The sequence below is a fragment of the Pantoea sp. CS_6 genome, from assembly GCF_041954745.1.
GTDB lineage: Bacteria > Pseudomonadota > Gammaproteobacteria > Enterobacterales > Enterobacteriaceae > Pantoea > Pantoea stewartii.
This window is the reverse complement of the sequence record NZ_JAVAYG010000009.1, coordinates 143801-156702: the sequence shown is the minus strand read 5'-3', so window position 1 is coordinate 156702 and position 12902 is coordinate 143801. Positions and strand designations below refer to the sequence as shown.

Genomic DNA, 12902 nt, shown 5'->3' with positions numbered 1-12902 from the left:
ACCATGCTAAGCGCATCGACACTCTATGCTGCGATTGATTTAGGATCTAACAGCTTCCACATGCTGGTAGTCAGCGAAGTGTCTGGCAGTATTCAGACTATCGCCAAAATCAAACGCAAGGTGCGCCTGGCTGCTGGCCTGGACAGCGCCAATCATTTGTCAGCTGAAGCGATGGCGCGGGGCTGGCAATGTTTGCGGCTTTTCTCGGAACAACTTCAGGATATTCCGCCTGACCAGATTCGGGTGGTGGCGACGGCTACGCTGCGTATTGCAGCAAATGCACAGGTCTTTCTGGATAAGGCTCAACAGATTCTGGGCTGCGCCGTCAATGTGATTAGCGGTGAAGAAGAAGCCCGTCTGATTTATCAAGGCGTGGCGCACACCACCGGCGGCTCCGATCAACGTCTGGTTGTCGATATCGGCGGTGGCAGTACTGAGTTAGCCACCGGTGACGGCTCCCATGCCAGCGTGCTGTTTAGTTTGCAGATGGGCTGTGTCACCTGGCTGGAACGCTTCTTTGGCGATCGTCACCTGGCGCAGGAAAATTTTGACCAGGCAGAACAGGCCGCCAAAGCCATGCTGCAGCCCATTTCGGCAGAACTGCGCAAACAGAGCTGGCAGGTTTGCGTCGGTGCATCCGGCACCGTGCAGGCGTTACAGGAAATCATGGTGGCACAGGGCATGGATGAGCGCATCACCCTGAGCAAACTCCAGCAGTTAAAGCAGCGCGCTATTCAATGTGGCAAGCTGGAAGAGCTTGAAATCGAAGGACTGACGCTGGAACGTGCGCTTGTGTTCCCCAGTGGGCTCTCAATCCTGATCGCCATTTTTCAGGAACTCAATATCGACAGCATGACGCTGGCCGGTGGTGCACTGCGCGAAGGGCTGGTGTACGGAATGCTGCACTTACCTGTTGATCGTGATATTCGCAGCCGTACGCTGCAAAATGTTCAGCGCAGGTTCAACATCGATGTGTGCCAGGCCGATCGGGTACGTCAGCTGGCTGAAAGTTTTTTTCGCCAGGTCAGCGTGGTCTGGAAACTGGATCAGCGCTGTCGGGAATTACTGCTGAGCGCCTGTGCTATCCACGAAATCGGGCTGAGCGTCGATTTCCGTCAGGCACCTCAGCATGCTGCCTACCTGGTTCGCCATCTTGATCTGCCGGGTTTTACGCCCGCGCAAAAAAAGCTGATCGCCTGCTTACTGCAAAACCAAAGCGGCAGCATCGATCTTGCGTTACTGACCCAACAAAATGCCGTACCGCCGCGTCTGGCAGAGCGCCTGTGTCGCCTGCTGCGCCTGTCGATTATCTTTTCCAGTCGCCGTCGCGATGACACCCTGCCTGCCGTACGTATGCAGGCCGATGATGAAGCGCTGAATGTCACATTGCCGGCGGGCTGGCTGGATGTACATCCGCTTCGGGCGGAACTGCTTGAACAGGAAAGTCATTACCAGTCCTATGTACACTGGCAGTTATCGCTGACCTGAGTACTTGCGGTTACGCCCGATCGGCGCATTAACCCTTTTTCGCCTTTTCCAGCATCGCCCGTAATCCGGCCACCCGACTCTGGCCGGTTTTCATTCGCTCTTCAGCACTGACCACCTTACGCTCGGTTTCCCACACCACATCATCCTGCGGCAGCTCCAGCAAAAAGCGGCTGGGCTCGGGGCGAACCAGTTCACCGTACTGACGGCGCTCACGGCATAAGGTGAACGTCAGCTCTTTCTGCGCACGGGTGATACCGACATAGGCCAGACGGCGCTCTTCTTCAACGTTATTTTCATCAATACTGCTCTGATGCGGGAGCAATCCTTCTTCCATGCCAACCAGGAAAACATAGGGGAATTCCAGCCCTTTAGACGCATGCAACGTCATCAGCTGCACCTGGTCTGACTCGTCGTCACTTTCGCCGCGCTCCATCATGTCGCGCAACGTAAACCGCGTGACGACCTGGGCCAGCGTCATCGGCTCATCCAGATCGCTCCCTTCCAGCATTTCCGTCATCCAATGAAACAGCGTATTGACGTTTTTCATGCGCATTTCAGCGGCTTTAGGGCTACCGGAGGTTTCAAACAGCCAGCTTTCATAATCGATGCCGCGAATCAAATCACGGACAGCGTTCACGGGTTCCCGCTCACTGAGCTGGATAATCTCATTGAGCCAGTGAGTGAAGCGCTGCAGATGCTCAAGACCGCGGCCGGTCAGGGTCTGCCCCAGTCCCACATCGAAGCTGGCGTTAAAAAGACTTTTACTGCGGATAGTGGCCCATTCACCCAGTTTTTGCAGCGTCGCCGGGCCAATTTCACGCCGGGGAGTATTCACAATCCGTAAAAAGGCGCTGTCATCGTCGGGGTTAGTGAGTACGCGTAAATACGCTAACAGATCTTTTATTTCTGGCCGTGAGAAAAAGGAGGTGCCACCTGAAATCCGGTAAGGGATACGGTTCTGCATCAAGAATTTTTCGAATACCCGGGACTGGTGATTCCCCCGGTACAGAATGGCGTAATCTTTATACTGCGTTTTATTGATAAAGTGATGAGCAATCAGTTCACCCGTTACCCGCTCGGCTTCGTGTTCTTCACTGTTTGCGCTCAGCACTTTCAGTTCACTACCGATACCCAGTTCAGAAAACAGGCGCTTCTCGAACACGTGCGGATTGTTGGCAATCAGGATATTGGCAGCTTTAAGGATACGCTGTGAAGATCGGTAATTCTGCTCAAGCTTCACCACTTCCAGCGTCGGGAAATCCTCATTCAGCAGGACCAGATTTTGCGGACGCGCTCCGCGCCAGGAATAAATCGACTGATCGTCATCGCCAACGACAGTAAAACGCGCTCTGGCACCCACCAGCAATTTAACCAGTTCGTACTGGCTGGTATTGGTATCCTGATATTCATCGACCAGCAGATAGCGAATACGTTGCTGCCAGCGCTCACGCACTTCCTGATTACGCTGTAGCAGAAGGGTCGGCAACAAGATCAGGTCGTCAAAATCCAGCACATTACAGGCTTTAAGGTGCTGATCATACAGGGCATAGCAGTGCGCGAAAACGTTATCGCGCTCCGAACGGGCTAATGCCGCCGCCTTGGGCGGATCAACCAAATCATTTTTCCAGTTGGAAAGGGTGGAAATCAACTGCTGCAGTAAGGTCTTGTCCTCTTCCAGCCACTGGCTGGTCAGGTCTTTAAGCAGGGCCAGTTGATCCTGGTCGTCGAACAGGGAAAAGTTAGACTTCATTCCCAGCGCCGCATATTCGCGCTTAATAATCTCCAGTCCCAGGGTATGGAATGTCGAGATCATCAGGCCGCGCGCCTCCTTACGCCCCAGCGTTTGCGCGACGCGCTCTTTCATTTCACGTGAGGCTTTATTCGTGAACGTCACGGCCGCAATGTGGCGCGCCTGGTAACCGCACTCCCGAATCAGATGTGCGATCTTATTGGTGATCACGCGGGTTTTACCCGAGCCAGCCCCCGCCAGCACCAGACAGGGACCGGTGACAAATTCGACGGCACGTTGTTGGCTGGAGTTTAAACGCATAGGGAATCGCTCTGTTGGAATAAGATACCCGCTTCGCCTCACACGCGTGCCAACGGCATGAACGCGGTGCCGTTAACGTCTCTGCGATTTGAAAAGACGGGTTTATAATGGAGGGCAATTATACACAACAGAGACACCATCATGGCGAAAACTGCCGCGGCTTTACATATTCTGGTGAAACAGGAGGCAGAGGCGAGATTCTTGCTGGAGAAGTTGAAAAAAGGGGAGAATTTCCAGCAGCTTGCTAAAAAACACTCCATCTGCCCTTCAGGCCGAAACGGCGGCGATCTGGGTGAATTCCGGCGGGGAAAGATGGTAGCTGCATTTGATAAAGCGGCCTTCACCTGCCCACTGTTACAACCCTTTGGGCCGGTGAAAACCGCGTTTGGTTACCACATCATCAAAGTGCTCTATCGCAACTGATTATTTTTTGCTTTTCATCTGCTGCAATACCCGGCTGCACTGATTTTCATCATTATCGCTGGGGGAAATCAGTGCCAGTAAGGCCGCCGCCGGTGCTACCACGGCACCCAGGGCAACGGCTGCCGCACCACGCGCCAGTAGTGGCCCGGTCTTCACACCGGCATCCGGATTTTTAAACGTACCACGGACGTAAAGCGGTGAGCGCAGGGTCACGATACGAATGCCTTTACTCTCTGGATTCACAGACAGGTCCAGACGTTCAGTGGCGAAATTCGCATTTCCCGTCACGTTGATGACCGCATTTTCCGTATCGAACACAAACAGGTTTGGCGTGGCCAGACCGTTTTGCAATTTCAGATCCGTTGCCGCACAGTTGATGCGCACCTCATCATCACCGAACAGCTTACCAACCAGATAGTTACCGACATTTAATCCGGCAATCTCCATCAGGTTGCGGCTAATCAGTCCGTCGTTCATTAGCAGCTTGAGTTGGCCGTTACTGGTTGCGAGCAGGTCAGCCACAGAATTGCCCGTGCCCGTCAAGCTGGCATCACCGTTAAGCTGTCCCAGACTGTTTTGCATTGCCTGTACATTGGGAAACAACTGGCGCAGGCGAAGTTTACGCGCATGAATATCCGCGCGGCCTCGCATGGGAGAGCGATCGCCTTCTAAACGAATAGTGCTGTTCAGGTTGCCCCCGGCCATGCCAAAACGCAGCGGATCGAGCAGTAGATTACCGTTATCAAGCTGCAAATGCGTGTAAAGATCGCTTAACGGCAAGGAATTACTGTGTTCGATACGTTTACCACTGAACTTCACGTCAGCATCCATCACCGACCAGTTTTTCGTATCGAATTGATCATGAGGCAAAACACGATCGGCAGGCTGTGTCGATTTTTCGCCGCGCTTTGCCTTAGCCTGTTGCGTTTTCTCACTGCCTTTGCCGGAGTCAACGCCAATAAGCGGCCCCAAATCTGCCATACGCAATTGGTCAGATCGCAGTTCCCCCACCAGTTTAGGGCGAGGTTTGCCCTGGCTGTAGGTCAGGGAGCCATGAATATCGCTATCGCCAATGTGCCCATTGAATGCCTGATAGCGGAAAACAGACCCGTCTTTACCAGTGAATTTAGCAATAAGGCGACCATCTGTTTCATAGGGCGGCGTATCCGGTAATAACACGCCCGTCAGGCCATACAGATTCGCCAGCGTGTCGCCAGAAAAACGCAAACGCACATCCAGTCCGCCCAGATTTAACGGATCCTGCACACCGCCGGAAAGCTGTACCCGTGTAGTTCCGTTACGGACATCCGCCTGCACCGGGAACGGTGTCGTCTGGCTTCGCAGTGATAACATGCCGCCGAGCTTACCCTGGCCCGTGAGTTTTTCATTGTTATAGCGCCCTTCGGCCTGCCAGCCGAAAACAAAGTCGCCCGCCCCTTTTTGGCTGTCGTCTCCACCCGCGATTTGCGCGAAAGGCACAGGTTTGCCAAGCGAATTGAGTTTTACAGTGACATCAGCCTTGTTAACCGCATCGCGATAAAGCAGGGTTCCCTGATCGAACAGAATATTGTCCAGCCGAAATGACCAGGCGGAAGGCGGTGCATTGTCATCTTTGCTGTCACTTTCAGCGAGCGTAAACGTCCAGTTGTTTTTCTTGTCGGCGGTTTGAATCAATCGGGCATCCGGCTGCTGTAGCTTTATCCAGGGGATAAAGACTTGTTTGTGCAGCAGTGCCAGCGGCGCAAGCGTTGCGTCGACGCGCTGGAGATGAATCATGGTGACATCGGGAATATCAGGCGGATTGCCCAGCATAATGTCTTCGGCGTGCAGATGCGGCCAGGGGATAAAACTGCGCCATCCCGGTTCGTCGCGTTGTCGTTGCCACGCGATACCCAAATCACCACGAATGGCAAAAGGTCGGTTCAGTTCTGCTGAGACTTTTTTGTTGATGGTCGGCTTCAGGCGATTCCAGTCGAATGTGGCAATGACAATGACCACGACGACGATCACCAGGACTAAAATTCCCGCTATCCAACTGACTATTTTTCCAGCGCGTGACATTAGGCATCCTCCCTGCTCTTTCACGGTCTCCGTTAAAGATAGTCGAGAGCGAGCCGGAAGGGATCAATCAAGCTGGACAGGCAGGTACGCCAGTTCCGAAAAAGGGGCGGGGCGTGAGAAAAAATATCCCTGCGCCGCAATGGCCGGAGAGGCTTTTACCTGCTCCCATTCATCCTGCGTTTCCACGCCTTCAACAATAACGCCGTTACAGTAGCGGTTAATCAGCGACAACAGCATAGGAAAGAGTGTTCGCCCTTCCCCCGAGGCACACAACAAAATAAACAATTCGCGCGACAACTTGATGTAGTCGTATTTCAGCTCCGTCAGGGCAGAAAAATTTGCCATCCCTGAGCCGAAATCATCCAGCCAGAGCGGCCCCAACTCCGGCATTTGCGCCACCATCTCTTCCTGAGGCAAAACGTGGTGCTCGGTCAGTTCAAAGCGCACCCAGGGCAATCGGGTGATAAGGCTGCGAATCGGCAGATGGTGTTGTATTAATGACAGAGAGGGGCCGTCAATATTGACTGATGCCATGACCTCATTATCGGCAAAGAAAGCTTCCCACTGGCTGAGCAACGTTAACTGCTCCTGCACAACGTCAAGGCGCTCTGCTATCTCCAGCTCAGCAAAATACGCTTCCGGGGAGAGTTTTTTTTCAGGTTCAGACGGATGCATGACCGCCGTCAGCAACTCAATCGCCAACAGCCGCCCAGAGACTTTGTAGATAGGCTGAAAGGTATACTGGCGTTGACACTGTCGCCAGAAGAGGCGCTTTTTCTGCTGGGGAGTGATGTCAACTGAAGAAGGTAGCCATTGACTAATATTCTCCATAACCATGGTCTTTTCCTGGTTGATAGTAAGCGCCTTCATTTGGGCGGCTTAGCGGCAATTATCGTTTGTATTTCGATACATAGTGAAAATCTGGCCACATAGGAGCCACGAGTCTACGCGAGTTTTGACACGACAATCGCCGAAACAGGGCGCGTTATCGGGTTAATTATCATGTTTTAGCGCCCTAAATTAAATTAAAACACTGTTTTAAAAAGTTGACGACAGGCCTTACAAACGCGAGACTGAAGCGAACTTTTACTACAGGCCTGAAACCATGACGCAGATAAAGATCGCTATTATTGGTGAGTGCATGATTGAGTTGTCCGAGAAGGGTGAGAACCTCAAACGCGGCTTTGGCGGTGACACGCTGAATACTGCGGTTTATCTGGCCCGGCAGGTCAGTCAACAGGATGTACGGGTTGATTATGTCACCGCACTGGGCATTGATCCCTTTAGCGCAGAGATGATGACTCGCTGGCAGGCGGAAAACGTCAATACTGCACTGATCCAGCGCCTTGAAAACAAAATGCCGGGTTTGTACATGATCCAAACCGACGATCAGGGCGAACGCTCCTTTTGGTACTGGCGCAGTGATGCGGCAGCCCGTTACTGGCTTGATGGCCCGGGTGCCGACGACATTTGCCAACAGCTTAAACATTACGACTATCTTTATCTGAGCGGAATCAGCCTGGCTATCCTGCCTGACGACAGTCGCGCCCGGCTCATGCAACTGCTCGCAGACTGTCGGGCAAACGGGGGGAAAGTGATATTTGATAATAATTACCGCCCGCGCTTGTGGAAAGATAAGGTCACTACTCGCCAGGCTTACCGGACAATGCTCGAAAACACGGATATGGCGTTCCTGACGCTGGATGACGAGCACCAGTTATGGGGCGAACAGTCTGTTGAGGACGTCATTGTCCGCGCACGTGATGCTGGTGTAAAAGAAGTCGTAATCAAACGCGGGGCAGAATCGTGCCTGATTGCGTTTGAAGACCAGCCATTGGCCGAGGTGCCTTCCGTCGCGCTGCCAACAGAAAAGATTGTCGATACCACGGCCGCCGGCGATTCATTCAGTGCGGGCTACCTGGCCAGGCGACTTGTCGGCGCGACGACAGAAGAAGCGGCACGGCGCGGTCATCTCACCGCCAGCACAGTGATTCAGTACCGCGGTGCGATCATTCCGCGTTCGGCAATGCCGGAATGATTGCCAGTCGCTCATAACGGGGACACCGGTACAGGCAGCATGTCTGTGCCTGAAGGAAAACGGGGGTGGATACGAAGCGCATTAATCTGGTCTGTCTGGTATACGCGACAGGGAAAAAGCGTCAGGCTTTTACAAAGCGAGTGGGTGTAAGACGCAGATTATTGAGCCAAATCCCCCCATCCTGTTTTTCAAAAACCGCGGTACGAAGCCCAGACGTTATCCGCAGGCAAAGGATATTCAACGATACGGTACCGCCTGCGCTCGCTGAAGAGAGCTTCGATGGCATGGCTTTTGCCATCAACGCAAAGGCGCAGAATGACGTCGATGCGCTAACAGCGTTGGCAGAAAACCGTGGGACACCGTAGTAAAGCCGCCAAAACTGTTCACGAAGGTAAATCAAGGGGACAGTTCCGTGATCCGGAGGGCTGTTACTGAAACGCCACCTGAACGCCTTCTGGAGAGTTGACGGTCAGGATACACTGACGATTAATAAGCCCCCATGAAGCGGGACGATATATTGAGCCGCAATGGCATCGTACCGTCCGGCATCCAGACATTATGTTTCCTGAAACATCACAGGGGAATAAATTCCTGCTATTTCCGTCAGGGCAACATGAAAAACCGCTCATTTAGCTTAAGTCAGCTCAGCCGTTTTAACGCCGTCGCCTCTGGTCCTCATCTGTTAACAGTTTCTAATCTTAATGCGTTTTTATTCCTTTTAAATTATCAAGTTAGCCAGGCAGCTTCAACGCCAGGCATAGTCCGAATCTCATGTATAAACCGCTTTTAGGTTGGACGATTACATTAAAACAGGCCATCTTTTAAACAGCGACAGCAGGATGCTGTTCTCACGGCCGCGAACAAAACAACGACAACATCTCTCGCATCAGGACACTGCTATGAATACAGAAATTATTAATATCTGGCCAAATGGTGATGCGCCAGGCGCCAGCGATTCTCGTGCTCAGCCCCAGATTGTGGATACCGCAAAAGAGTATGAACCCTACGACCGCGTAGCAACCGGTGTACGCTGCCCGGAAATGGCTATCTGGCATCCTGTTGAATCCAATGGCATCACCTTGCTGGTTGCGCCAGGGGGCGGCTACCAGCGCATCATGATTGATCGTGAAGGCAGTGCGCTGGCAACGTTCTTTACTTCGATGGGTTATACCCTGGCGGTAATGACTTATCGCCTGCCCTATGATGGACATCACGAAGGACCAGATGCACCGCTGGCCGACGCACAGCGCGCCGTGCGCGTACTACGTGAACGGGCACAGCGCGGGCTAAACGGAAAATATATTGTGATGATGGGCTTTTCTGCTGGCGGCCACGTCACCGCGAGCCTGGGTACGCGTTTCGGCGAAAAACTTTATCCCGTTCAGGACAGTGCAGAAAACCTGTCGCCTCGGCCGGATGCAATGGTTCTGGTTTATCCGGTCATCAGTATGCGCGATGGTCTGGCCCATGAAGGATCACGCACACGCTTATTAGGTGCCTGGCCCGATCAAAAAACTATTGATGATTATTCACTCGAGACCCGGGTTCACAGTCAGGTGCCGCCTACGTTGCTGATTCATGCCGCCGATGATGATGACGTGCCAGTGAATAACAGCATGGTATTTTTTAGCGCGTTACGGGAACATAACGTCCCCGTGGAAGTGCATTTTTATCAGAAAGGCGGGCACGGCTTCGGCATTCGTGGTGTAGCGGATTTGCCCCTTGCCAGCTGGCCGATGCTGGTGACCGAATGGCTCAGGGCAAAAACCTGATTAATCAGGAGGCCGGTGGGGCAGCGTCACCTGCGGGGCTGCTCTCCGGCTGGCTGACGTCAGTGCCGCCTGACTGCGCTGCCGACGGAGCAGGTTCCCCCATCAGTTTGTCCCAGTCAGCTTTAAGGCTTTTCACATTGGTTTCTGTTTCGCCTTCCGGCTGAATCAGCACCATCATGAGTTCCTGACTGAGCTGCTGCCGTAATTCCTGATTCATCTGATCACGTGTCAGACCTGCCAGGAAATCCTGCCGCAACTTTTGATACTGTTCCGGCGCGATATCCACCACAGAATTACGTTGCGAGCGCAGGCGCTGACTGATCAGCACGTCCGTATCAGTGCGGGCATAGGTGGTAAACAGCTTATTCAGTTCCAGCAGCTTCTGAGCCATCAGCGCGTCAAACTCTTCCTGAGGCAAACCGTTATCGCGTACGGCGGCCAGCTCACGTGCCACCAGATTCATATTCTGTTCCAGGCTGTCGTTGCGCGTGTCCATATTAATGGAACACTGGGCGCGTTGATAAAGCACCCGGCAATCAAAGCCAACCTGAACGCCCTGCGCTTTGCTGTTGCTCAACGCACGTTGAACGTGCCAGAACAGCGCCTCACGCGCCAGGTCGCCCCGCCAGTAACGCTGGAGGTTTTGTGAATCACGGATAGGCTGCCAGGGTGTATCCCACACCAGAGAAAGGCGGTCCTGCGCGCCGCTGCCGCTTACCAGATTCACTGGATCATGCGGTAACGGGGACAAGGTCGGCACCGGCGCAGCCGAACTGCGCTTGCCTTCCAGCGAGGAGAACGCTTTATTGATCTGCTCAGAAAAACTACGGCTGTCGACATTGCCGACCACATACAGAGTGATGGCATCCGGCGTGTACCACTGCTGATAAAAGCTTTTTAGCTGTGCGATATCCACCGGCGCGCGCGGTTTCTCTGCCGGATCGTGTGCTAATAGCGCGGACCCTTTCAGTCTGTAGCGCCACCAGACATCCTGCGTATCCGTTGGCCAGGTTTTAACCGGATCGGAAGCAGATAACGCGGTGTCCACCACCTGATTAGTGATCGCCATATCGCCAGCCGTCGCGGCCAGCCAGTTCAGGGCTTCCTTTAACAGGTCTGGACGGTTATTGGGTAAGCTTAAGTTATATTGCGTGTAATCATACGATGTGATGACGGGCGGTAACGGGCGCTGTGGATCGATGCCCTGCTGCCATAAAGCACGCTGCTGATTTGTATCCAGTGCGGTGTTATGAACCAGCGCCAGACGTGACAAAAGGTGGCTAAAACCGGTTTGCTGCGCACTTTCTACCAGTGAGCCTGTGTTAACCACCATACGCAATTCAATGCGGTCGCTTGGCCGTTGCGGTGTTGCCAACAGTTGCCAGCTAAATCCGTTGTCCAGTTTTCCCTGTTGCCAGGCTGGATCAGGTTGCAGCGTTTCAGCGGATGCACCGTAACTGGTCGCTGCCAGCACTAGTCCACCAACCAAAAGCCGAATTCTGGTGCCCTGCATGTGAACCCCTACTCAAACAATTCAAAAAATCGTTATCACTGGCACGTTTAGCCGCGTTTATAAGCGAACCGGTCATTGCCGATTCGCGCTGCCGATCATTAACAACAGGTTTGACCACAGGAAGACCGGGATGTCACGCAACGAAGTGAAAAACGTTGAAAAAAACAAGTGGGGTTATTATCCAAATGCCCGCTGTCAGGGCAAGTGACAGCGGGCATTTGAGAGGATTAAATCACATTCAAGGATTAAATCGTGGATTCAGACGGGTCTTTTGCGCCATTTTTGCCCGCTAATGTCTCACCCAACTGTTTTTTATCCAGTTGATCAACCCATTTCGCGACCACAACGGTTGCTACGCCATTACCTACCAGGTTCGTCAGCGCACGGGCTTCTGACATAAAGCGGTCGATACCCAAAATCAGCGCCAGGCCGGCAACGGGTAAATGTCCCACTGCCGACAGTGTTGCAGCCAGAACAATAAAGCCGCTGCCTGTAACGCCCGCCGCCCCTTTAGAAGAGAGCAGTAATACCACCAGCAGGGTAACCTGATGGAAGATATCCATATGCGCATTTGTTGCCTGAGCAATGAAAACAGCCGCCATCGTCAGGTAGATAGAGGTACCGTCCAGGTTAAAGGAGTAACCTGTGGGAATGACCAGTCCCACCACGGATTTCTTACAACCCAGCCGCTCCATCTTATCCAGCATACGCGGCAGCGCCGATTCGGATGAGGACGTTCCCAGAACAATCAGCAGTTCTTCTTTAATGTAGGCAATGAATTTGAAGATGCTAAAGCCACCGAAGAGGCGGGCAATCAGCCCCAGCACAACGACGACAAACAGCACACAGGTAATATAGAAACAGATAATGAGCTGGCCAAGCTGCACCAGTGAACCTACGCCATATTTACCAATGGTAAAGGCCATGGCACCAAAGGCCCCGATAGGCGCCAGGCGCATAATCATATTGATGATGCCGAAAATGACCTTTGAGAAGCTCTCGATCACATTGAAAATCAATGTGCCCGTGTTGCCCAGACGATGCAATGCGAAGCCAAACAGCACGGCAAACAGTAATACCTGCAGGATATTGCCACTGGCGAAGGCGCCAATCACGCTACCCGGAATCACATCCAGTAAAAAGGCCACAATGCCTTGCTGCTCAGCCTGTTGCGCATAGATGGCAACCGCTTTGGCATCCAGCGTCGCAGGATCAACGTTCATTCCCGCGCCAGGTTGCACAACGTTAACGACGATCAGGCCGATAATCAGCGCAAGGGTACTGACGATTTCAAAGTAAAGCAGCGCAACCGCACCGGTGCGGCCCACGGCTTTCATGCTTTCCATTCCGGCAATACCGGTAACGACTGTGCAGAAAATCACGGGGGCGATGATCATCTTGATCAGTTTAACAAAGCCATCCCCTAGCGGCTTCATCTGCGTCCCTAAATCAGGATAGAAATGGCCCAGAAGCACGCCGATGGCGATGGCGACCAGAACCTGGAAATAAAGGCTTTTAAATAGTTTCATAAACAGGTATCCACTAACGAGAGGTAAT

At 53.0% G+C, this 12902-nt stretch carries 9 protein-coding genes; 4 read left to right on the top strand and 5 right to left on the bottom strand.

The genetic code is table 11. From position 1 onward, the window contains the following. The first annotated feature begins 3 nt into the window (after positions 1-3). Positions 4-1488, top strand: a complete 1485-nt coding sequence (gene gppA, locus RAC90_RS15015) for a guanosine-5'-triphosphate,3'-diphosphate diphosphatase (protein WP_006121428.1) — start codon at positions 4-6, stop codon at positions 1486-1488. A 28-nt stretch (positions 1489-1516) separates the two neighbouring features. Here the strand turns inward: gppA and rep are convergent, their stop codons facing one another. Further along, positions 1517-3538 carry a DNA helicase Rep gene (gene rep, locus RAC90_RS15010; RefSeq protein ID WP_054688557.1) on the bottom strand — a complete coding sequence of 674 codons (2022 nt, stop codon included), beginning with the start codon at positions 3536-3538 and terminating at the stop codon, positions 1517-1519. A gap of 141 nt (positions 3539-3679) precedes the next feature. Between rep and ppiC the strand changes: the two genes are divergently transcribed. Further along, positions 3680-3961, top strand: coding sequence for a peptidylprolyl isomerase PpiC (gene ppiC / locus RAC90_RS15005; protein WP_054688559.1), 282 nt, complete (start codon positions 3680-3682; stop codon positions 3959-3961). Here ppiC and RAC90_RS15000 read toward each other — a convergent pair whose 3' ends face one another. Both RAC90_RS15000 and pdeH read right to left on the bottom strand, forming a co-directional pair. Then, positions 3962-6022 carry an AsmA family protein gene (locus RAC90_RS15000; RefSeq protein WP_039339211.1) on the bottom strand — a complete coding sequence of 687 codons (2061 nt, stop codon included), beginning with the start codon at positions 6020-6022 and terminating at the stop codon, positions 3962-3964. 63 nt (positions 6023-6085) lie between these two features. Next, positions 6086-6859: a cyclic-guanylate-specific phosphodiesterase gene (gene pdeH / locus RAC90_RS14995; RefSeq protein ID WP_033737337.1), complete on the bottom strand. Its 774-nt coding sequence runs from the start codon at positions 6857-6859 to the stop codon at positions 6086-6088. A 268-nt stretch (positions 6860-7127) separates the two neighbouring features. Between pdeH and RAC90_RS14990 the strand changes: the two genes are divergently transcribed. Then, positions 7128-8060 carry a sugar kinase gene (locus RAC90_RS14990; RefSeq protein WP_054688562.1) on the top strand — a complete coding sequence of 311 codons (933 nt, stop codon included), beginning with the start codon at positions 7128-7130 and terminating at the stop codon, positions 8058-8060. A gap of 899 nt (positions 8061-8959) precedes the next feature. Beyond that, the gene (locus tag RAC90_RS14985; RefSeq protein WP_054688567.1) at positions 8960-9832 is read left to right on the top strand and encodes an alpha/beta hydrolase; all 873 of its coding nucleotides are present in this window, start codon (positions 8960-8962) and stop codon (positions 9830-9832) included. Positions 9833-9836: 4 nt separating this feature from the next. On the opposite strand, the gene RAC90_RS14980 is transcribed toward RAC90_RS14985, so the two are convergent. Both RAC90_RS14980 and RAC90_RS14975 read right to left on the bottom strand, forming a co-directional pair. Next, on the bottom strand, positions 9837-11345 hold the full coding sequence (locus RAC90_RS14980; protein ID WP_033737328.1) for a pitrilysin family protein: 1509 nt from the start codon (positions 11343-11345) through the stop codon (positions 9837-9839). 245 nt (positions 11346-11590) lie between these two features. Continuing rightward, on the bottom strand, positions 11591-12880 hold the full coding sequence (locus tag RAC90_RS14975) for a dicarboxylate/amino acid:cation symporter (RefSeq protein ID WP_172677667.1): 1290 nt from the start codon (positions 12878-12880) through the stop codon (positions 11591-11593). Between the last annotated feature and the right edge of the window lie 22 nt (positions 12881-12902).